Genomic DNA, 19,979 nt, shown 5'->3' with positions numbered 1-19,979 from the left:
CACCCGGAGAGGACGGCGATGGATGACGTGATCCTCCTCTCCGACAACGGGATCGCCGTCGGGGTTCTCGCCAAGGATGAGGTGCACACGACGCAGACACCGCTGCATCTCGCGTTCTCCTGTCACATCACGGACTCCGATGGGCGAATGCTGGTCACCCGGCGCGCCCTCGGAAAAAAGACCTGGCCGGGGGTCTGGACCAACAGCTTCTGCGGCCACCCGCGACCCGGAGAGGACATGCTCGACGCTGTCCGGCGACGGGCTCAAGAGGAGCTGGGGGTCGCGTTGACGTCGATCCGCCTCGTTCTCCCCGACTACCGCTACCGCGCGGTCGATGCGAGCGGCATCGTCGAGAACGAGATCTGCCCGGTCCATGTCGCCGTCATCGACGGCCGGCTCGATCCGGACCCCGACGAGGTGTCGGAATGGGCGTGGGTGGGGACGGAAGACCTCGCCGAAGCCATAGAGCGGACGCCGTTCGTCTTCAGTCCTTGGCTCAGAGAGCAGTTGCCACTGCTGCGCGCTCACGGCGAGATGCGGCGATGACGATCACGACGCAGGAGGATCTCTCCCGCACGATCGAGGACGCCCTGCGTCGGCGCTTCAGCGAGCGCAGCGTCGCAGCGGCGGAGTACGGCGACGAGTTCGCCACCCTGTGGAGACTCGCAGCCGACCACGTCCTCGGGGGAAAGCTCATCCGCCCTCGACTGCTGCTCGACGTGCATCGCGCGCTGACGCCCGGCTCGTCGGCGCAGGGCGCCGAGGTCGCGATCGAACTCGCCGCCGACATCGAGCTGCTCCACTTCGCCTTCCTCCTGCATGACGACGTGATCGACGGCGACCTGATCCGTCGGCATCGACCGAACCTGATCGGCTCGCTTGCCGGAATCGAGGGCGACCACGCGGCGGCGACCGACGCTGACCTTCACTGGGCGCGCTCAGGGGCGATCCTGATGGGAGACCTGCTGCTCTCCTCGGCGATCCTGGGCTTCTCCAGAGCAGCGGTCAGCGCCGGCACCCGGGTGCGGCTCCTCGACCTTCTCGAGCACGTCGTCCTGGAGACGGTGGCCGGCGAGCACACCGACGTGGGCTTGAGCGACGGGGTGATCAGACCCGATCTGCAGCGGATCCTCGCGATGACCGCCTACAAGACCGCGACGTACTCCTTCGCGCTCCCGCTGCGCGCCGCGGCGATCCTGGCCGACGCCGCCCCGGCGGTCGAGTCGAGCATGGTCGAGATCGGTCGTCATCTCGGGCTCGCGTATCAACTCCAGGACGATCACCTCTCGGTCTTCGGCGACCATGCCGTGCACGGGAAGGACGCCCACGCAGATCTGCGTTCGGGCAAGGAGACGGCGATCATCGCTTATGCCCGGATGACCAGCGAGTGGTCGAGCATCGAACCCCGCTTCGGGCAGGGCGACCTCCTGCCCGACGATGCGGCGCGAATACGGCAGCTGCTGATCCGGTGCGGCGCCGAGTCATTCATCCGCAGCCTCGTGGACGACCAGCTGACCGCGGTGCACGAGGCACTGGAGAACGGCGACGGGACCAGCGGGATCCCGGAGGCAGCGCGTCTGGCGATCGTCGCCGTCGCCCGGAGCATCGAGGGCAGGCGGCGATGAAGCCTCAGGCCGGCGAGTCGTCGCCGGGGAAGGAATCCCTGGATCGGTTCACTCGCACCGCCGAGATCGCCACCAGGGACGTGATCCGCACCTACTCGACGTCGTTCGGACTCGCCACGCGGCTTCTGGGGCGCCGGCACCGGCGGCATATCCGCAACATCTACGCGATGGTGCGGATCGCCGACGAGATCGTCGACGGCGTCGCCGCCGAGGCGGGCCTGGATCCGCGCGCGCAGAACGCCGCGTTGAGCGACTACCGCAGCGAGACGCACCGCGCGATGCGCACGGGCTACAGCAGCGACATGATCCTGCACGCCTTCGCCCGCACCGCGCGCGAGGTCGGTATCGATGAAGAGCTGACCGTGCCGTTCTTCGCATCGATGCAGAGCGATCTGCCCGGCGCGGATGACGCCCCGGGCTTCACCGCCTACGACGCCCGAGCGCACGGGCGGTACGTCTACGGGTCTGCGGAGGTCGTCGGGCTGATGTGCCTGCAGGTCTTCCTGCAGGGCCAGGTGCGCGGGCCGGCGGAGCTCGAAAGCCTTCGCACCGGTGCGCGTCAGCTGGGCGCCGCATTCCAGAACATCAACTTCCTTCGCGATCTCGCCGACGACACGCAACGGCTGCGACGCGGCTACCTCACCGGAGCGAGCCGTCTGACGGATGCCGACCGTGACGCCTGGGTGGGCACGATCCGCGGGCAACTGGAGCAGGCACGACGAGCGATCCCCCTGCTGCCTCGCGATTCGCGGACCGCGGTGCGCAGTGCTCTGGCATTGTTCTCGGCGCTCACCGATCGCATCGCGCGTACCCCCGCCGCAGACCTCTACCGACGACGAGTCCGGGTTCCCGACCTTCAGAAGGCCCTGCTGACCGCATCCGCCGTCATCCGCACCTGGCTGGAGCGCCGATGAGCCGCGTCGTGGTCATCGGCGCCGGTGTCGCCGGACTCGCCACCGCCGGCCTCCTCGCCCGCGACGGTCACGACGTCGTCGTGCTCGAGAAGAACGCCGCGGTCGGAGGCCGCGCGGGATCGATCGGAAGAGACGGCTTCCGATTCGACACGGGGCCGTCCTGGTATCTCATGCCGCGGGTGTTCGACCACTTCTTCGCCATGATGGGCACCAGCACCGACCGGGAGCTCGACCTCACGTTTCTCGAGCCCGGCTACCGCGTCTTCAGCGAGCCGGCGGACGGCGAAGGTCAGGCTTTCGTCGTCACCGTGCCGCGCGGCGCCGATCGGGTGTCGCGACTGTTCGAGGAGCTGGAACCCGGGGCCGGCGCCGCGCTGCAGAGTTACCTGAACTCGGCGAGGCACGCGAGCGAGATGGCCGAGAAGCACTTCCTGTACAACCCGTTCACCCGCCCGGGCACGCTTGCCAGAGCAGAGATCGTCCGGGCGGCCCCCGAACTCGCGAGGCTGCTGCTCACCCCGCTGGAGGCGTGGGCCGCACGGCGGTTCGCGCATCCGGTGCTGCGGCAGATCCTCGGGTATCCCGCCGTGTTCCTCGGCACGCACCCTGCCGAGGCCCCGGCGATGTACCACCTGATGAGCGCACTCGACCTCGATGACGGCGTGCAGTACCCCCAGGGCGGGTTCTGGGCGATCATCCAGCGACTGGAGGCCCTCGCCATCGGCGCGGGCGCCACCATCATCACGCGAGCGACAGCGTTGCGCATCGAAACCGAACCCGTCGGCCGGCGCAGGAGCCGCGCGACCGGGGTTCGGTGGCGTGACGAGCACGGGGTCGAGCACACCGAGGCTGCCGACATCGTCGTCTCCGGCGCCGACCTGCACCACACCGAGAACGCCCTGCTGCCGCCGGCGCAGCGCACCTATCCGGAGGCGTGGTGGAGCCGGCGCACCAGCGGTCCCGGAGCGGTGCTCGTCATGTTGGGCATACGCGGAGAACTGGCACAGCTCCCGCATCACTCGCTCTTCTTCACCCGCGACTGGGACGCGAACTTCGACGCCATCTTCGGTGGATCGCCCCGCGTGCCCTCCCCCGCATCCGCGTACGTCTGCCGGCCGAGCGCCACCGATGCCGCGGTCGCGCCCTCGGGGCATGACAACCTCTTCGTCCTGATCCCGATTCCCGCCGACATCTCGCTGGGCGCGGGCGGTCCGGACGGCACCGGTGACGCGGCGATCGAAGAGGTCGCGGACGCGGCGATCGATCAGGTCGCGCGATGGGCCGGCATCCCGGATCTGCGCGAGCGGATCGTCGTCAGGGAGACCAGAGGGCCATTGGATTTCGCGCGCGACTACCACTCCTGGCGCGGAGGGATGCTGGGCCCCGCGCACACTCTGCGGCAGAGCGCGATGTTCCGGGCGCAGAACGCATCGAAGCGCGTCTCGGGTCTTTACTACGCCGGCGCGACCACGGCGCCTGGCGTCGGCGTGCCGATGTGCCTGATCAGCGCCGAGCTGGTGCTCAAGCGCGTCCGCGGAGACCACAGCGGCGGCCCACTCGTCGAGCCCGAGCCGCTCGCGACGCAGGGCGGAGCTGCGTCATGGGCATGATCTACCTCGCACTCCTGCTCGGGGCCTCCGGCTGCATGCTGCTGCTGGACTGGCGCTACCGGCTGTTCTTCTGGCGAGACCCGCTGGCCGCGGCGATCGTCATGGTCGTCGGGCTCGCGTTCTTCCTGACCTGGGACGTGGCGGGAATCGCGCTGGGCATCTTCCTGCGCGGCGACGGACCGGCGGCGACCGGCATCCTGCTCGCTCCGCATCTGCCGATCGAAGAGCCGGTGTTCCTCCTCTTCCTCGTGCTGTGCACGATGGTGCTCTACACCGGCAGCGTGCGGCTCATCGCGCGCCGCCGCACCGCTTCGGCGACGGCTCGGACTGGTGGGGGTGAGCGACCGTGAGCTACCCCTCCCTCTCACTGTGCTTTCTCGCCGTGGCCGCGATCGCAGGCGCGCTGCTTCCTCTCATCGCGCGAACGCGGCGTCCGTCGATGGGCGGGCTCGCGATCAGCGCCGCCGCCCTGCTGCTGCTGACCGCAGTGTTCGACAACGTGATGATCGGGTCGGAGCTCTTCCACTACGCGCCCTCTCAGCTTCTGGGCCTCCACGTCGGACTCGCTCCCATCGAGGACTTCGCCTACCCGATGGCGGCGGTCCTGCTGCTTCCGAGCGTGTGGGTCGCCGCCCTCCGGCGACGGCGACGACACCCGGCAGAGGATCGCGCTGCCGACGACCGCTCTGGCGGCATCCGATGACCGGTTCCGGCGTCGCGCAGATCGTGCTCTCCTCGAGGCCGGTGAGCTGGATCAACACCGCCTTCCCCTTCGGGGCCGCCTATCTGCTCAGCACGCGCGAGGTGGACACAACGCTCGTCATCGGCGTCATCTACTTCCTGATCCCATACAACCTGGCGATGTACGGCATCAACGACGTGTTCGACTACGCCTCGGACGTCGCGAACCCGCGAAAGGGCGGAATCGAGGGGGCACTGCTCGCCCCGCGTCTGCACCGGCCCACGCTGTGGGCCGCAGCGCTGTCGAATGTGCCGTTCCTCGTCTTCCTCGTCGTCGTTGGCAACCCCGCTTCCACGCTGTGGCTCACGCTCAGCGTGTTCGCGGTGATCGCGTACTCCGTGCCGGGGCTGAGGTTCAAGGAGCGGCCGTTCCTCGACTCGATCACATCGAGCACGCACTTCGTCAGCCCGGCCGTGTTCGGGATCGCCCTCGCCGGAGAGCCGGTGACGGTGGGCAACATCACGATCCTCGGCGCCTTCTTCCTCTGGGGCATGGCCGCGCACGCATTCGGCGCCGTTCAGGACATCGGTCCCGACCGCGACGCGGGAATCGGCTCCATCGCGACGGCGATCGGAGCGCGGGCGACCGTCCGGCTCTCCCTGGCGCTGTGGACGCTCGCCGGTGCGCTGATGCTGACGACGGGGTGGCCGGGTCCGCTCGCCGCACTGCTCGCCGTGCCCTACCTGCTCAACGCGGTGGGGTGGTGGAACGTCACCGATGGGACATCGGCCCGAACGAACGCGTCCTGGCGCCGCTTCATCGCGCTCAACTATCTGTCCGGCTTCCTCGCCACCATGCTGCTGATCCTCGCCTGGATCTCGTGACGGCCGGCTCCCCTCTGCCTCGACCCCGAAAGACCGAGATGACCGCCTCCGAACCCGCCTCGCCGCTGCGTCGTCGTCAGCGCGTCCGCAACCGATCGTGGGTGCGCGTGCTGCTCCCGGCGGCGCTGATCGTGCTGTGGCTCGCCGGCGCCTCCTTCGGGGGCCCGCTGTTCGGCAGGATCGACGAGGTCTCATCGAACGACCAGACCACCTACCTGCCAGAGTCGGCCGACGCGACGAAGGTGCAGGCCGTGCTCGACGAGTTCACGGATTCCGATGCGATTCCCGCGATCGTGGTGTTCGTGGCCGACTCGGAGCTGACCAGCAGTCAGCTGGATGAGATCACGGATGCCGTGACGGCAGCGAAGGACGTCGCGGGTGTCGAGGGCGACCTCTCGCCCCCGTTGCCCTCCGAGGATGGTCGAGCCGTGCAGGTCTTCGTCCCCATAGCGAGCGACGCCGACATCGGCGACGTCGTGTCCGAACTCGGAGACGACCTGCGCGCCGCCGTCGATGACGGCGTCGACGTCTTCGTCACCGGTCCCGCGGGATTCACCGCGGATCTCGTCGCCGGCTTCGCCGGCATCGACGGTCTGCTGCTCGGCGTAGCCCTCCTCGCCGTCCTCGTGATCCTCGTGCTGGTGTACCGCTCGCTGCTGCTGCCGGTCGTCGTGCTCTCGACGAGCCTCTTCGCGCTCTGCGTCTCGCTGCTCGTCGTGTGGTCACTGGCGAACGCGGAGGTGCTGCTGCTGAGCGGCCAGACCCAGGGCATCCTGTTCATCCTGGTCATCGGCGCGGCCACCGACTATTCGCTGTTGTTCGTCGCGCGATTCCGCGAAGAACTGCGCAGCACGCAGGACAGGGGCGCCGCGGTGGCAGCGGCGTGGAAGGGCTCGGTCGAGCCCATCGTCGCCTCAGGCGGCACGGTGATCGCCGGGCTGTTGTGTCTCCTCCTCAGTGACCTGAAATCCAACAGCACACTGGGCCCGGTCGCTGCGATCGGGATCGTCTTCGCGATGCTCTCGGCACTGACCCTGCTTCCATCATTGCTGCTTCTCTTCGGCCGCGCCGCATTCTGGCCGCGCCGCCCCTTGTTCGAACCCGACGCGGTGGCGGCGGAGGGTGGGATGCCGACGACCGGCCTCTGGGCGCGGCTTGCGCGCGCGATCAGCCGACGCCCCCGGACGATCTGGATCGTGACGACGCTCGTGCTGGCGGTAGGGGCCCTCGGCGTGCCCCAGCTCGACGCCTCGGGCGTGCCGCAGTCCGACCTCGTCCTCGGCGCATCGGAGGCGCGCGACGGGCAGGTGGCGCTCGGTGAGCACTTCCCCGGCGGCTCCGGCAGCCCGGCGTACGTCGTGACGGGCGAGGCGGATCTCCAGGCGACCGCCGAGGCACTCCTCGCCCTCGATGGCGTCGACGCCGTCTCGGTGACAGCATCCGACTCGCCCAGCGGAACGGCCGCCCTGACCGAGGACGGCGTCTCAGCCGTCGGGCCCCCGGGGACACCCGCGCCGGAGCCGACCGTGGTGGACGGCCGCGTCCTGCTCCAGGCCACGCTGACCGATGCCGCCGACTCCGAGGCCGCGACGGTGAGTGTCCGCGAGATGCGCGACGCGCTCGCAGGCACCGACGCCCTCGTGGGCGGCGTCACCGCCACCGCGGTCGATACCGACGATGCGTCCATCCATGACCGGACGCTCATCATCCCTGTCATCCTCGGGGTGATCCTGCTGATCCTGATGCTGCTGCTGCGATCCGTCCTCGCGCCGATCCTGCTCATCGCCACCACGGTGCTGTCGTTCGGAACCGCGATGGGCGTCTCGGCGGTCGTGTTCAACGGCATCTTCGGCTTCCCGGGTGCCGACCCGGCGGTGCCGCTGTTCGGATTCGTCTTCCTGGTCGCTCTCGGGATCGACTACAACATCTTCCTCATGACCCGCGTCCGGGAGGAATCGCGCGCTCACGGGACCAGAGACGGCATCGTGCGCGGCCTCGCGATCACCGGAGGAGTCATCACGTCGGCCGGGCTGGTGCTCGCGGCCACGTTCGCTGCCCTGTCGGTGATCCCGATCCTGTTCCTGGTGCAGCTCGCCTTCATCGTCGCGTTCGGCGTGCTGCTCGACACGTTCGTGGTGCGGTCGCTGCTGGTGCCGGCGCTCGCCTACGACATCGGCCGGCGCATCTGGTGGCCGTCGAAGCTGGGACGCGGCATCTCATAGACTGGACGCACGCCCTCGTAGCTCAGCAGGATAGAGCAGCCCTCTCCTAAAGGGCAGGTCGCAGGTTCGAATCCTGTCGAGGGCACGACGTCGCCGCGGGCCGCCCGGAGGGTGGCCCGCGACGGCGTCTAAGCCCTTCGCCAGCGGGCCCCATCGTCCGAGGCTCCGCGCGCCACCTTCGATCCGGACGCGAGCCGAACCGTCAAACGCGCGGCGCGCGGAGTGGCGATGGAGGACTCGAGGGCACGCGAGCCGACCTCCGATCCGTCGCGAAGCGGCGGATCGCCGCATCCATCGCGACGCGTCTCGATCTCATCGCGAGCGTCGCGACCGCCGTCAGGCAGCGAGCGCGAGGTACGGCTCCCACCGCGGATCGCTGCGCTCGGTGCCTCGTACCGTCCAGGACGCGCCGTGAGGTGGTCGCGGCGTGATCCGCAACTCCCACCGCATCTCCTGCGGGGTGCGGTCGCTCTTGATGTTGTTGCAGCGCAGGCAGCAGGCGACGAGGTTCTCCCAGGAGTCCGCTCCCCCACGCGAGCGCGGGAGCACGTGGTCGATCGTCGACGCGGCTTTGCCGCAGTACCCGCACCGGTGGTTGTCGCGACGCAGCACGCCACGGCGCGTGACCGGCATCCGTCTGCTGGCCGGTACCCGAACGTAGCGCGAGAGGATGATCACGGCGGGGCGCTCGTACACCCCGTGGCTGCCCCAGACGGGATCGTCCTCGACACGCTCGATCACGGTCGCCTTGTCATTCATCACGAGTACCAAGGCCCGTTTGAATGACACGACCGCGAGCGGCTCGTATCCTGCGTTCAAGACCAGTGTGCGCATCAGCATCCTCTCGATCCGCCGGGACGGCTTCCCGGCACTCTCGACTCACACGAGGTCGAACAGGCGGCAGAGGGTTCGCAGGGACGAGAAAAGGCGCTGTCTCAGAGACAGCGCCTTTTGCGCACGGCAGCACCGTGGCGTCCCTGCGGGCGATGCTGAAGAACGTAACGGCCGAGGGCATCCATGGTTCGGATGCTCGGTATTCGCTCCATCAGCTTCTCCCGCCTATGCGACAACGGGTTCAGGCTAACCCATTCCGCGGCCCTGCGGGCCGAACAGGGAGTGAACGGTCAGGGGCGTGTTCGAGGTCGCGGGTGCGAACGAGGTTGCGAGTGCGGTCAGCCCGCGTTCGCTGCGAGCCAGGAGTAAGGCTCGACGATGCCGCCGTTGATGAACACCTCGAAGTGCAGGTGGTTCGCCGTCGAGCGGCCGGTGCTGCCGACGAAGCCGATCAGCTGGCCTGCGGAGACCGACTGTCCGGCCTGCACCTGCCGGGAGCCGTAGGTCATGTGTCCGTAGGTGGACGAAACGCGCTGGCCGCCGATGACGTGGTCGATGACGACCCCGACGCCGTAGCCGTAATAGCTCTCCGATGAGACTCGGACGACTCCGGCCGCGGTGGCGTAGATCGGGGTGCCGGCGGGGGCGAGCATGTCGACGCCCTGGTGGCCGCCGCCGATGGTGCGGCCTTCAGTGTAGGAACCGGGAGGGAGCGGGTAGCGAACCTCGCCCGATCCCGGCGCGACGAGTGCATAGCCTGCGGTGTTGACGCGTCCGCCTGCCGTGGATGCGACCTTCGCAGCTGCGGCGGCGCGCGCGGCAGCCGCCTCTTCGGCCTTCTTCTTGGCGATCTCGTCGGGGGTGGTCGCCGTGAACGTGCCGCGGCTGAGCGGTGCGGCGGTGGCCTGAGACGCGACGACGAGCGACTGTGCATCGTCGGCCGCGAGCTGCTGGATGGTCGTCGCTGCCTCCGCCGGCTTCGCGGCCGCGTACGCCGGCAGCGCGATGGCGGCGACAAGCGCCCCCACCGCGGCGAAGATCGCGACCGAACGCAGCGGCTTCACAGCCTGTCGGGCGTGAACGCGCGCCGGGGTGCGGCGTACGGGGGTGCGGTCTTCAGATGTGTTCGAGGGCGAATCGATGTCTGCGGCCAAAGGTGGGTCCTCCTGCGCCTGCACGCTTCGGGTAGCGCTGGCTCGTCGGCACTCTGTTTCTCGTGGCACGAATGTAGCTCGGGGTACGTTGTGCATCCAACCGTGAAGACGACGAGCCTGGAAGGCAATCCTCACGGCGATCGCCAGCGGGCTTCTTCGCCGGCGACCTGTCCGAGGTTACCGGAAGATAACGATCATGTCACCCTGTGAACCTGGCAATGCTCGCAGAGCGGCCTCGGACTCGTGCCGAATGGGCCTCAGACGGGCTCGCCCACGAGGAAGATGTGAGAGGCGAGCTCGACGGGAAGCTCGAGTCCTTCGTCACTGCCGTCCATCTGGATGAGCACGTACCCCTCGTTGAAGCGATAGTCACCGTGTGCACCCGGGACCACACCGGCGTCGCGGAGCTGCTGCAGCAGTTCGGGGTCGACCTGGGCCGGCTCGGCGAGGCGTCGGACGGTGCCCTCGACCGGCGTGCCGGCGGCGTTCAGCTTCTGCACCAGACCGATGACTCCCTCGTCGAAGGTGCGCGCGGGGAGGTCGCCGAGCTGGTCGAGCCCCGGGATCGGGTTGCCGTAGGGAGATTCGGTCGGGTGACCGAGCAGCTCAACGAGGCGACGCTCGACCTGCTCGCTCATGACGTGCTCCCACCGGCAGGCCTCTTCGTGCACATAGGCCCAGTCGAGACCGATCACGTCCGAGAGCAGCCGCTCTGCCAGCCGGTGCTTGCGCATGACGTCGACGGCTTTGCGCCTGCCGGCGTCGGTGAGCTCCAGCGTGCGATCCTCGGAGACGATCACGAGACCGTCACGCTCCATCCGCCCGACGGTCTGCGACACGGTGGGCCCGGAGTGACCGAGCCGCTCAGAGATGCGTGCGCGCAGCGGCACGATGTTCTCCTCTTCGAGCTCGAGGATGGTGCGGAGGTACATCTCCGTGGTGTCGATCAGATCGGTCATGTGCTGGCCTCCGGGTGTTCTTAGGCAAGCCTACATTCCCGTGCCGACATCGGATCCGCGGCCGGAGGTGAGCGAACGGGCGACGCCCTAGAATCGAGGCATGGCGATCGAGATCCCCCGCGCACTCCTGCCCGCTGACGGCCGCTTCGGTTGCGGGCCCTCGAAGGTGCGCCCTGCGCAGCTCGACGCACTCGCCGCGGCAGGGACGAGCCTGCTGGGCACATCGCACCGACAGGCGCCGGTGAAGAACCTCGTCGGGAGCGTACGTGAGCAGCTCGCAGCGCTCTTCCGCCTGCCGGAAGGCTACGAGCTCCTCGTCGGCAACGGCGGCTCGACCGCGTTCTGGGATGCCGCGGCCTTCGGCCTCATCGAGCGCCGCAGCCAGAACCTGGTGTTCGGCGAGTTCGGCGGGAAGTTCGCCGCAGCGGCAGGCGCACCGTGGCTCGAGGCCCCAGACGTCCGCAAGGCCGAGCCGGGTTCGCGCCTGTCGCCGGAGATCGTCGAGGGTGTCGACGTCTACGCCTGGCCCCACAACGAGACGTCGACGGGCGTCGCCGCACCCGTCCAGCGGGTGCCGGCCGACGGCGCGCTCACCGTGATCGATGCGACCAGCGCTGCCGGGGGCATCGACTTCGATGCGTCCGAAGCGGATGTCTACTACTTCGCGCCACAGAAGAACCTCGGCTCCGACGGAGGACTCTGGTTCGCGGCTGCATCGCCCGCCGCGATCGAGCGGATCGAGCGGATCGCGGCGTCCGGGCGCTACATCCCCGAGTTCCTCAGCCTGAAGAACGCCGTCGACAACTCCCGTCTCAACCAGACGCTCAACACCCCTGCATTGACGACGCTGCACCTGCTCGAGAGCCAGCTGAGCTGGATCCTGGGCAACGGCGGGCTGCCATGGGCAGCCGCCCGCACCGCCGAGTCATCGTCGGTGCTGTACGACTGGGCCGAGGCCTCGCCGGTCGCGACCCCCTTCGTGTCGGCGATCGAGCACCGCTCCCCCGTCGTCGTCACCATCGACTTCGACGCGAGCATCGATGCCGCTGCCCTGGCGAAGACCCTGCGCGCCAACGGGATCGTCGACACCGAGCCCTATCGCAAGCTCGGCCGCAATCAGCTGCGTGTGGCGACGTTCGTCTCGATCGATCCCGACGATGTGCGACAGCTCACACGCGCCATCGATCACGTGCTGGCCCACACCGCCGCGTAGCACCGCGCGGCCCGGCCGCGGCTATTCTTCGTCGTCGTCCTCGGCGTCGTCGTCCTCGGCGTCATCGAGCTCGTCGGCGTCGTCGAGCTCGTCGTCGAGATCATCGCCGGAGTCATCGAGTTCGTCGATGTCGACGCCGTCGAGATCACCGGCATGCAGGATGTCGGCCTCGTGGTCCTCATCGTCGTCGAGCTCATCGAGTTCGTCGAGTTCGTCGAGTTCGTCGAGTTCGTCGTCGTCGAGTTCCTCGGCTCCATCGAGGCCCGCCGGCACGATGCCGTCGACCGATTCGGAGCCTGCGGCATCGGCAGCGGCCTGCTCCGCGAGTTCGGCCTGGTGGGCGCGGTATTCAGCTAGGCGCTCGACCCACGGCACCCACTCCGGCGCGAGGAGCGCGCCCTCGCCCGGAAGCAGTTCGACCTCCAGAACCGTCGGGTCGCTCTCCTCCACCCGGGCGACCGTCACCGTCCAGTGCCATCCGGGGTATCCCGGCAGACGGTTCGCGAAACGCAGCGAGACCGAGCCGTCCTCCTCGAGGAGGTAGCCGGCTGCGGGACCGATGGTCGAAGAGGGGGTGATCTCGCGCAGCGCGGCGAGCGCGAGATCGTGAGCGCCGATCAGACGTTCGTCGGCGTCACGCTTCGAGGTCATCGGCTACCTTGCGCAGAACCGCCGCGATCTTGCGGCCGTGGCCGGACGAGGGGTAGCGACCGCGACGCAGATCTCCGCCGATGTCGTCGAGCAGTTTCACCAGATCTTCGACGATGATCGCCATGTCATCGGCGGGCTTGCGCTGCGCCTTAGAAAGGCTCGGCGGGGCCTCGAGCACGCGCACCGACAGCGCCTGCAGACCGCGCTTGCCGTCGGCGACGCCGAACTCGACCCGCGCGCCCGCCTTCACAGCGGCGCCGGCGGGCAGAGCGGAGGCGTGCAGGAACACGTCCTGGCCGTCATCGCTGGCGATGAAGCCGAAACCCTTGTCGTCGTCGTAGAACCTGACCTTGCCGGTGGGCATGGGAGAACCTCGCTGTGTTGGACCTAACGGAAGGCGCGCGAAAGCGCGTCCATTGCAAGCCTACCGGTCGCGGCACGACCGGGGTCGACGAAGTGCGGAGACGAGGCGCCACGAGGCGCCCCGGCACGAGCCTGGCCCGGGGTGCGAGTAGGCTGAGGCAGATGAGCATGCAGAGTTCCGGACCGGACGTCACCGTCCGCCGGGTCGACCGGATTCTCGCGTTCACCGCGCTCGGCCTCGCGGCGGCATCCGTGCTGTGCTTCTTCTCGATCATCATCGGCAGTGCGGTCGGAATGGATCAGGCCGCCTTCGGAGAGGGCGCGTGGCCGCTGATCGCCGGCATCCCGTTGTGGGGGCTGCCGCTGGCGTTCGTGCTGATCATCTCTCTCCTCGTGACGAGCTTCATCAGGAAGGGACGCGCGGGGTCGCGGTCCTGAGGCGCCGGACATGAGCACTCACGCACGCCCGCTGGCCGATTGGCTGTCTGCAGCGAGCGATGCACAACTGGCCGCGCTGCTCTCCGCCCGGGGCGTCCGAGCGGATGCCGCGTGGCATGACTTCTTCGACGCCGCCGAGTCGCTCCTCGAACCCGTGTCGTTGGCACGGATCCTGCCTCGCCTCACCCGCGACGAGGCCGCGGCTCTGCTGCGGGCGGCCGGCGGCGGCGATGCGGGAACCGAACGCGCGGCGTTGACGGCTCTGGCACTGCTTCGACCGGACGGCTCGCCGTACCCGCCGGTGGCGGCGGCTGTCGCCGGCCGCCACGTCGAAGCTCGCCCGGGCGGAACGGGACACCGGCCGGCCACCGCGGAGGCCGCGGCCCACGCGGCCGAGCGCGCCTTCACCACGGTCGCCTCGCTGGCGGACCTCCTGCTCCACGCCCGCGAGAATCCGCTCGCCCTTCTCGCCAGCGGCGGGATCAGTGCGGGCGAGAAGCGGCTGCTGGCCGAATCCGGGGTACCCGCCGAATCGATCGATGCGCTCCTCGCCATCGCCGGCGATGCCGGTCTCATCAGCACCGCAGTTCGTCGGCTTCGTGTCTCGAGTGACGCGGAGGGCTGGCTGCACGCAGGGGTCGGGGCACGCTGGGAGCGACTGGTGACGAGCTTCCGGGCGACGCTGCCACGGGGCCTGCGCACGGACGGCGGCGGCTGGCCCGAGCTTGCACTCTGGCCCGACGCGCATCCGTGGGATCCCGCCTGGCCGGAGCGCAGTGCCGCACTCATGGAGCGGGCGCGGCTGCTCGGCTTGATCACGGATGACGGCGGCGAGCCGGACTGGGCGGTTCCACTCCGCGAACACGGGGCCGTGGATTCCGGTGCGCTCACGCGCATGCTTCCGGCAGAGGTCGACCGCATCTTCCTGCAGAACGATCTGAGCGCGATCGCGCCGGGCCCGCTCGCTCCCGCCCTCGACGTCCGATTGCGCAGGATCGCGACGCGGGAGTCCGCCGCTCAGGCGTCGTCGTACCGTTTCACCGCCGAGTCGGTGGCCCATGCGCTCGTCGCGGGCGAGACCGAGGAGTCGATCACGGAGTTCCTGCGCTCGCTGTCGCTCACCGGCATCCCCCAGCCCTTGAGCTACCTCATCTCCCAGACCGCACAGCGCCATGGGCTGGTGAGGGTGTCCGGCGATCCGGAGACGGGGCGAGCGCGCATCGACAGCGTCGATCCGCACCTGATCGACGCGCTGGCCGTCGATCAGACGCTGCGACCGCTCGCGCTGAGCCGGCACGGAGGCTCGCTGACCTCTCGTGTCGGGCGCGACACGGTCTACTGGGCGCTGACGGATGCACGCTATCCGGCGACACTGGTCGATGCGGACGGCTCGGTCGTTCCGGCGGACCGGCACCCGCAAGAGCCCTCACCGGTCGCCGCCGCCCCCGATCACACCGCGCTCATCGCCCGGCTCCGGTCGCAGCAGGGACCCGATGCCGATGCGGCGTGGCTCGACCGGGAGCTCGAGGCCGCGGTGCGCGCGAAGGCGGTGCTGCAGGTCACGGTCGGCATGCCGGATGGCTCGACGCGTGAGCTGTTGCTCGAAGCGACGGGGCTGGGTGGCGGACGACTCCGCGGGCGGGATCGGGCGGCCGACGTCGAGCGAACGCTGCCGGTGTCCAGCATCCGCGCGGCGGTCGTCGTCGAGTGATGAATGCGCAGCGACGCGGGCATCTCCGATCCCGTGCCGTCTGCGCCGGATAGACTGGTCAGCTATGTCTGATGGCCCCCTGATCGTCCAGAGCGATCGCACCGTGCTGCTCGAAGTCGCCCATGCCGATGCCGAGAGCGCCCGCCACGAGCTGGCGATCTTCGCGGAACTGGAGCGTGCCCCCGAACACATCCACACCTACCGGATCACGCGGCTGGGCCTGTGGAACGCGCGAGCCGCAGGCCATACCGCCGACGACATGCTGGAGACCCTCGACCGCTGGTCGCGCTTTCCGGTACCGCCGTCCGTGGCCGTGGATCTGCGCGAGACGGTGAACCGGTACGGCCGGCTCGTGATCGAGCGCGATGCGGAGGGCACACTCGTGCTGCGGTCTTCCGACCCCGCCGTCCTGACCCAGGTCGCCGGGAACAAGCGCATCCAGCCTCTGCTCATCGGCCACCCCACCCCCGAGACCTTCGTCGTCGATGCGTGGGCGCGCGGGCAGATCAAGCAGGAGCTGCTGAAGATCGGCTGGCCCGCGGAAGACCTCGCCGGCTACACGCCGGGCACCCCGCATCCGATCGAACTCGCCGAGGACGGCTGGCACATCCGCCCCTACCAGCAGGATGCCGTCGACGCCTTCAGCAGGGACGGATCGGGCGTCGTGGTGCTGCCCTGCGGCGCGGGCAAGACGATCGTCGGCGCCGGAGCGATGGCAGCGACGAAGACGACCACGCTCATCCTCGTCACGAACACGGTGTCGGCGCGTCAGTGGCGCGACGAGTTGCTGCGTCGCACGAGCCTCACCCCTGAAGAGATCGGGGAGTACTCCGGCCAGGCGAAGGAGGTCAAGCCGGTCACCATCGCGACCTACCAGATCCTCACCGCCAAGCGGAAGGGTGAATATGCGCATCTGGCGCTGCTGGATGCCATGGACTGGGGACTCATCGTCTACGACGAGGTCCACCTGCTGCCGGCGCCCGTCTTCAAGCTGACCGCCGATCTGCAGGCGCGCCGCCGGGTCGGACTCACTGCCACCCTCGTGCGCGAGGACGGTCGCGAGGGCGACGTGTTCAGCCTCATCGGCCCCAAGCGCTTCGATGCCCCATGGAAGCAGATCGAGGCACAGGGATTCATCTCCCCCGCCGCCTGCTACGAGGTCAGGGTGGATCTGCCGCCGAGCGAACGGCTGGAGTACGCGGCGGCCACCGACGACGAGCGCTATCGCCTGGCAGCGTCCGCTCCGGCGAAGATCGACGCGGTACGCGAGCTGATCGCGAAACACCCGGGCGAGCGCATCCTCGTCATCGGACAGTACCTCGACCAGCTCGAGACGCTGTCGAACGCGCTGGACGCACCGTCGATCACCGGCGCGACCCCGATCGATGAGCGTGAGGAGCTCTACCGCAGGTTCCGGGAGGGCGAGATCTCGCTGCTCGTGGTGTCGAAGGTCGCGAACTTCTCGATCGACCTGCCCGAGGCATCCGTCGCCATCCAGGTGTCCGGGTCCTTCGGATCGCGCCAGGAAGAGGCTCAGCGTCTCGGCCGGCTGCTGCGGCCCAAGCAGTCCGGGCACACCGCGAGCTTCTACACGCTCGTCGCCCGCGACACGGTGGATCAGGATTACGCGCAGAATCGTCAGCGCTTCCTCGCCGAACAGGGCTACAGCTACACGATCCTCGACGCCGACGCCCTGGCCGCCTGAGGCAGGCGACCGTCCGCGGCCGGGATGGGCGGTGCCGGTGCACCGCGGAACCGCCGCTCCGCAGATAATCAGCATGTGCATCGCGGAAGTCACCATAATGGGGACATGACTGCAGCGCGCATCCTGGTCGTCGACGACGAACCCAACATCCGCGACCTTCTCTCCACGGGACTGACCTTCGCGGGATTCTCGGTGAAGACCGTCGCGAACGGCGCCGCCACGATCTCGGCGGTGCTGGAGGAGGAGCCTGATCTCATCATCCTCGATGTGATGCTGCCGGACATGAACGGTTTCAGCGTCACCAAGCGCCTCCGCGGTGCCGGCTTCACCGCGCCCATCCTCTTCCTCACCGCCAAAGACGGCACCGACGACAAGATCGAGGGCCTCAACGCGGGCGGCGACGACTATGTCACCAAGCCGTTCAGCCTCGACGAGATCGTCGCACGCGCGCAGGCGATCCTGCGGCGCACGATGCAGGCCGACGAGGAGTCGATCATCCGCGCCGGCGAACTCTCGATGGATCAGGACACGCACGACGTGCGCGTCGGCAACGAGTCGATCGAGCTGAGCCCGACCGAGTTCAAGCTGCTGCGCTACCTCATGCTCAATCCCAACCGGGTACTGTCCAAGGCGCAGATCCTCGACCATGTCTGGGAGTACGACTTCAACGGCGATGCCGGCATCGTGGAGAGCTACATTTCCTACCTGCGGCGCAAGATCGACCCGCACACCGAGGAGTCGCTCATCCAGACCAAGCGCGGGTTCGGCTACATGCTGAAGGTCGGCAAGTCCGCCTGATCGTCCTCTCTCGACGCCTGACACGGGAGGACCGCATGACGCACAAGCCCGATGCAGTCACCCGTGGATGGCGCCGCACGAGCCTGCGGGCCAAGGTCACCGGTGTCACCGTCGCCGTGCTGGCGCTCGGCCTGCTCCTCGCGGGCCTCGGCACCGTGCCGATCCTGCGCTCGGCACTCATCACGAACATCGAGTCCCAGCTGCCGTCTCTGGTGTCCAGCGACCTGACCGGCCGCTATTTCGACGTCACGACCGAGGACGGGGTGACGAGCTACACGCAACGCGACACACCTCGCGACTTCTCGTTCGCGGTGTACGACGCGACCGGACGGCTGACGGCGACCGCCGTCAGCGGCCCGCGGCCGAACTTCCCCTCGCAGTACTCTCTGCAGCGGGGCAAAGCGAACGAGGACCGGATGATGTCCCTGAGCGGCGAGGACGGCTCGTCCTTCCGGGCCGCGGTCGCCGTGGTGTCGGACGACGACGGGGCGCTCCGCGTCCAGTTCGTCGCCATGCCGCTGGACGAGGCCGACCGGATCATCGGGCAGTACTTCGGCATCTACACGACGGTCGCCCTCGTGACCATCCTCATCGCGGCGCTTCTCACTCGAGGGCTCGTGACGCTCACCTTCCGCCGTCTCGGGCAGGTGGAGTCGACGGCCATGTCGATCGCGGCCGGCGACTTCAGTCAGCGCCTCACGGACCTCGAACCGACGACCGAGGTCGGCCGTCTCAACGCCGCGATCAACACAATGCTCGACCGGGTGGACGCCTCGCTCGCGCAGCGCGACCGGACCGTTCAGCACATGAGGCGGTTCATCGGCGACGCCAGCCACGAACTGCGAACCCCCCTGGTGAGCGTGCGCGGCTACGCGGAGCTGTATCGGATGGGTGCGATCCGCGGTGAAGAGGACACCGCGCGCGCGATGGAGCGCATCGAGAAGGAGGCGATCCGGATGGGCGTCCTCGTCGAGGATCTCCTGGCTCTCGCTCGCCTGGACGAGGAGCGCGAGCCCGAGATCGAGGCGCTCGATCTCCGCCCGATCGCCCGCGATGCCGCCCTCGACGTGCGCGCGGCATCCCCCCGGCGCACCGTCACGGTCATCGACCTGACAGCTGCGGCGGCGTCGGCGACTCCCACCTACACGATCACCGTCCCGGTCGCTCAGCCTCCGGCACCGCGCGGGCTCGCCGGCGCGACGCTCGCCCGTCTGCGCCGACGCCCGAAGCCACCAGCGGGGAGCGCGCCGGAGATCGATTTCACCGAGGCGACGGACATCCCGGTGCGTACGCCGCCGATCGTCCTGGGCGAGGAGAACAAGGTGCGCCAGGTGGTGACGAATCTGCTCGGCAACGCCCGGCGGTTCTCTGCCGAAGACAGTCCCATCGAGATCGTCGTCGACACCGACCGCGTCAAGGGCACCGGGAGCATCGCGGTCGTCGACCACGGCGAGGGCATCCCTCCGCAGATCCGTGACCAGATCTTCGAGCGGTTCTGGCGCGCTGACACGTCCCGCGCCAGGGAGACGGGCGGGTCAGGACTCGGGCTCGCGATCGTCTCGTCGATCGTCAAGGCACTGCACGGCTCCGTGACGGTGTCCGACACCGACGGCGGGGGCGCGACATTCACCGTCACCCTGCCGCTCGCGCCCTCGCGTGCCATCCCGGAGCACCTCCTCGAGGACACACAACCGCTCGACCGGCTCGAGCTCTAGCTCAAGCCCTCCCGCTGCTTCGGCTGCTCACTCCCCCTGCACACCGGTCGTTCTCACTCGTTGTGCACAGCGCGTGCGTGATCGGCGGTCGGCTGCCCGCGGGACGCACCCTGCGCGAATAGGTTCGGAACTCCAACGAGAGGAGATCCCATGTCCGTCTTCACCGTCGACACCGACGCGGTACAGGCCGCACACGGTGCGGCCCATGCGACGATGGCGCGACTGCAGAACGAGTCGGCCACCCTGATGGGGCAGCTGACGCAACTGCAGTCGACCTGGACCGGTGGTGCATCGGCCGCATTCCAGGTCTGCGCCGAGCAGTGGCGCGGAGCGCAGCTGCACGTCGAGCAGGTGCTCGAGTCGATCGGCACCTCGCTCGGTTCGGCCGCAATGCAGTACGCCGACGCAGACCAGTACTCGGCGAGCCTGTTCCGCTGACGACCGGGACGTTCCGCCCTTCCCCCGCAAACGCAGAGACGCCCCGGCCGAGGCCGGGGCGTC

20 protein-coding genes and 1 tRNA gene are annotated in these 19,979 nt (G+C 68.9%); 16 read left to right on the top strand and 5 right to left on the bottom strand.

From position 1 onward, the window contains the following. Nucleotides 1-18: 18 nt before the first annotated feature. From idi to RIN18_RS12435, 9 genes are all read left to right on the top strand, one after another. Nucleotides 19-546: an isopentenyl-diphosphate Delta-isomerase gene (gene idi / locus RIN18_RS12475; RefSeq protein WP_309104303.1), complete on the top strand. Its 528-nt coding sequence runs from the start codon at nt 19-21 to the stop codon at nt 544-546. After that, nucleotides 543-1,625 (top strand): polyprenyl synthetase family protein, encoded by a 1,083-nt coding sequence (locus tag RIN18_RS12470; RefSeq protein ID WP_309104302.1) that lies wholly within the window; start codon nt 543-545, stop codon nt 1,623-1,625. Before idi ends, RIN18_RS12470 begins: the two co-directional genes overlap by 4 nt. Then, the gene (locus RIN18_RS12465; protein WP_309104301.1) at nt 1,622-2,539 is read left to right on the top strand and encodes a squalene/phytoene synthase family protein; all 918 of its coding nucleotides are present in this window, start codon (nt 1,622-1,624) and stop codon (nt 2,537-2,539) included. Before RIN18_RS12470 ends, RIN18_RS12465 begins: the two co-directional genes overlap by 4 nt. Further along, nucleotides 2,536-4,149 carry a phytoene desaturase family protein gene (crtI, locus tag RIN18_RS12460; RefSeq protein WP_309104300.1) on the top strand — a complete coding sequence of 538 codons (1,614 nt, stop codon included), beginning with the start codon at nt 2,536-2,538 and terminating at the stop codon, nt 4,147-4,149. Before RIN18_RS12465 ends, crtI begins: the two co-directional genes overlap by 4 nt. Continuing rightward, nucleotides 4,140-4,499 carry a lycopene cyclase domain-containing protein gene (locus RIN18_RS12455; RefSeq protein ID WP_309104299.1) on the top strand — a complete coding sequence of 120 codons (360 nt, stop codon included), beginning with the start codon at nt 4,140-4,142 and terminating at the stop codon, nt 4,497-4,499. The genes crtI and RIN18_RS12455 overlap by 10 nt, the downstream gene beginning before the upstream one ends. Continuing rightward, nucleotides 4,496-4,852 (top strand): lycopene cyclase domain-containing protein, encoded by a 357-nt coding sequence (locus RIN18_RS12450; RefSeq protein ID WP_309104298.1) that lies wholly within the window; start codon nt 4,496-4,498, stop codon nt 4,850-4,852. Before RIN18_RS12455 ends, RIN18_RS12450 begins: the two co-directional genes overlap by 4 nt. After that, a complete protein-coding gene (locus RIN18_RS12445; protein WP_309104297.1) occupies nt 4,849-5,715 on the top strand; it encodes a prenyltransferase in 867 nt (288 codons plus the stop codon). Before RIN18_RS12450 ends, RIN18_RS12445 begins: the two co-directional genes overlap by 4 nt. A 38-nt stretch (nt 5,716-5,753) precedes the next feature. Further along, complete coding sequence (locus RIN18_RS12440) at nt 5,754-7,937, top strand: MMPL family transporter (protein ID WP_309104296.1); 2,184 nt, start codon at nt 5,754-5,756, stop codon at nt 7,935-7,937. An 11-nt stretch (nt 7,938-7,948) separates the two neighbouring features. Beyond that, nucleotides 7,949-8,022, top strand: a tRNA-Arg gene (locus tag RIN18_RS12435). Between the two features lie 251 nt (nt 8,023-8,273). Here RIN18_RS12435 and RIN18_RS12430 read toward each other — a convergent pair. The 3 genes from RIN18_RS12430 to RIN18_RS12420 form a co-directional block, all read right to left on the bottom strand. Then, entirely contained in the window at nt 8,274-8,771 is a 498-nt protein-coding gene (locus tag RIN18_RS12430; RefSeq protein ID WP_309104295.1) for an HNH endonuclease, read from the bottom strand. Nucleotides 8,772-9,109: 338 nt separating this feature from the next. Then, nucleotides 9,110-9,835: a M23 family metallopeptidase gene (locus tag RIN18_RS12425; protein WP_309104294.1), complete on the bottom strand. Its 726-nt coding sequence runs from the start codon at nt 9,833-9,835 to the stop codon at nt 9,110-9,112. A 347-nt stretch (nt 9,836-10,182) separates the two neighbouring features. Further along, complete coding sequence (locus RIN18_RS12420) at nt 10,183-10,884, bottom strand: metal-dependent transcriptional regulator (protein ID WP_309104293.1); 702 nt, start codon at nt 10,882-10,884, stop codon at nt 10,183-10,185. 100 nt (nt 10,885-10,984) lie between these two features. Here RIN18_RS12420 and serC point away from each other — a divergent pair, with 100 nt between their 5' ends. After that, a complete protein-coding gene (gene serC, locus RIN18_RS12415) occupies nt 10,985-12,097 on the top strand; it encodes a phosphoserine transaminase (RefSeq protein WP_309104292.1) in 1,113 nt (370 codons plus the stop codon). A 21-nt stretch (nt 12,098-12,118) separates the two neighbouring features. On the opposite strand, the gene RIN18_RS12410 is transcribed toward serC, so the two are convergent. Both RIN18_RS12410 and RIN18_RS12405 read right to left on the bottom strand, forming a co-directional pair. Beyond that, on the bottom strand, nt 12,119-12,748 hold the full coding sequence (locus RIN18_RS12410; RefSeq protein WP_309104291.1) for a DUF3027 domain-containing protein: 630 nt from the start codon (nt 12,746-12,748) through the stop codon (nt 12,119-12,121). Further along, nucleotides 12,732-13,112: a cold shock domain-containing protein gene (locus RIN18_RS12405; RefSeq protein ID WP_309104290.1), complete on the bottom strand. Its 381-nt coding sequence runs from the start codon at nt 13,110-13,112 to the stop codon at nt 12,732-12,734. The genes RIN18_RS12410 and RIN18_RS12405 overlap by 17 nt, the downstream gene beginning before the upstream one ends. 161 nt (nt 13,113-13,273) lie before the next feature. Here RIN18_RS12405 and RIN18_RS12400 point away from each other — a divergent pair, with 161 nt between their 5' ends. The 6 genes from RIN18_RS12400 (at nt 13,274) to RIN18_RS12375 (ending at nt 19,916) form a co-directional block, all read left to right on the top strand. Then, nucleotides 13,274-13,549: a multidrug ABC transporter ATPase gene (locus RIN18_RS12400; RefSeq protein WP_309104289.1), complete on the top strand. Its 276-nt coding sequence runs from the start codon at nt 13,274-13,276 to the stop codon at nt 13,547-13,549. Nucleotides 13,550-13,559: 10 nt separating this feature from the next. Beyond that, the gene (locus RIN18_RS12395) at nt 13,560-15,260 is read left to right on the top strand and encodes a helicase-associated domain-containing protein (RefSeq protein WP_309104288.1); all 1,701 of its coding nucleotides are present in this window, start codon (nt 13,560-13,562) and stop codon (nt 15,258-15,260) included. 64 nt (nt 15,261-15,324) lie between these two features. After that, nucleotides 15,325-16,965, top strand: a complete 1,641-nt coding sequence (locus tag RIN18_RS12390; RefSeq protein WP_309104287.1) for a DNA repair helicase XPB — start codon at nt 15,325-15,327, stop codon at nt 16,963-16,965. Nucleotides 16,966-17,070: 105 nt separating this feature from the next. Continuing rightward, the gene (locus RIN18_RS12385; protein ID WP_309104286.1) at nt 17,071-17,763 is read left to right on the top strand and encodes a response regulator transcription factor; all 693 of its coding nucleotides are present in this window, start codon (nt 17,071-17,073) and stop codon (nt 17,761-17,763) included. A gap of 35 nt (nt 17,764-17,798) precedes the next feature. Next, nucleotides 17,799-19,478 carry a HAMP domain-containing sensor histidine kinase gene (locus RIN18_RS12380; protein ID WP_309104285.1) on the top strand — a complete coding sequence of 560 codons (1,680 nt, stop codon included), beginning with the start codon at nt 17,799-17,801 and terminating at the stop codon, nt 19,476-19,478. A gap of 150 nt (nt 19,479-19,628) precedes the next feature. Continuing rightward, complete coding sequence (locus RIN18_RS12375; protein WP_309104284.1) at nt 19,629-19,916, top strand: WXG100 family type VII secretion target; 288 nt, start codon at nt 19,629-19,631, stop codon at nt 19,914-19,916. Nucleotides 19,917-19,979: the final 63 nt, after the last annotated feature.

The sequence above is a fragment of the Microbacterium sp. genome, assembly GCF_031179285.1.
Taxonomy (GTDB): domain Bacteria; phylum Actinomycetota; class Actinomycetes; order Actinomycetales; family Microbacteriaceae; genus Microbacterium.
The sequence above is the reverse complement of the archived record's forward strand: the minus strand, read 5'-3'. Positions and strand labels throughout refer to the sequence as shown.

Coding starts and splice junctions, on each gene's coding strand:
- idi (WP_309104303.1), top strand. CDS start 19: ATGGATGACGTGATCCTCCTCTCCGACAACGGGATCGCCGTCGGGGTT.
- RIN18_RS12470 (WP_309104302.1), top strand. CDS start 543: ATGACGATCACGACGCAGGAGGATCTCTCCCGCACGATCGAGGACGCC.
- RIN18_RS12465 (WP_309104301.1), top strand. CDS start 1,622: ATGAAGCCTCAGGCCGGCGAGTCGTCGCCGGGGAAGGAATCCCTGGAT.
- crtI (WP_309104300.1), top strand. CDS start 2,536: ATGAGCCGCGTCGTGGTCATCGGCGCCGGTGTCGCCGGACTCGCCACC.
- RIN18_RS12455 (WP_309104299.1), top strand. CDS start 4,140: ATGGGCATGATCTACCTCGCACTCCTGCTCGGGGCCTCCGGCTGCATG.
- RIN18_RS12445 (WP_309104297.1), top strand. CDS start 4,849: ATGACCGGTTCCGGCGTCGCGCAGATCGTGCTCTCCTCGAGGCCGGTG.
- RIN18_RS12440 (WP_309104296.1), top strand. CDS start 5,754: ATGACCGCCTCCGAACCCGCCTCGCCGCTGCGTCGTCGTCAGCGCGTC.
- RIN18_RS12430 (WP_309104295.1), bottom strand. CDS start 8,771: ATGCGCACACTGGTCTTGAACGCAGGATACGAGCCGCTCGCGGTCGTG.
- RIN18_RS12420 (WP_309104293.1), bottom strand. CDS start 10,884: ATGACCGATCTGATCGACACCACGGAGATGTACCTCCGCACCATCCTC.
- serC (WP_309104292.1), top strand. CDS start 10,985: ATGGCGATCGAGATCCCCCGCGCACTCCTGCCCGCTGACGGCCGCTTC.
- RIN18_RS12410 (WP_309104291.1), bottom strand. CDS start 12,748: ATGACCTCGAAGCGTGACGCCGACGAACGTCTGATCGGCGCTCACGAT.
- RIN18_RS12405 (WP_309104290.1), bottom strand. CDS start 13,112: ATGCCCACCGGCAAGGTCAGGTTCTACGACGACGACAAGGGTTTCGGC.
- RIN18_RS12400 (WP_309104289.1), top strand. CDS start 13,274: ATGAGCATGCAGAGTTCCGGACCGGACGTCACCGTCCGCCGGGTCGAC.
- RIN18_RS12395 (WP_309104288.1), top strand. CDS start 13,560: ATGAGCACTCACGCACGCCCGCTGGCCGATTGGCTGTCTGCAGCGAGC.
- RIN18_RS12390 (WP_309104287.1), top strand. CDS start 15,325: ATGTCTGATGGCCCCCTGATCGTCCAGAGCGATCGCACCGTGCTGCTC.
- RIN18_RS12385 (WP_309104286.1), top strand. CDS start 17,071: ATGACTGCAGCGCGCATCCTGGTCGTCGACGACGAACCCAACATCCGC.
- RIN18_RS12380 (WP_309104285.1), top strand. CDS start 17,799: ATGACGCACAAGCCCGATGCAGTCACCCGTGGATGGCGCCGCACGAGC.
- RIN18_RS12375 (WP_309104284.1), top strand. CDS start 19,629: ATGTCCGTCTTCACCGTCGACACCGACGCGGTACAGGCCGCACACGGT.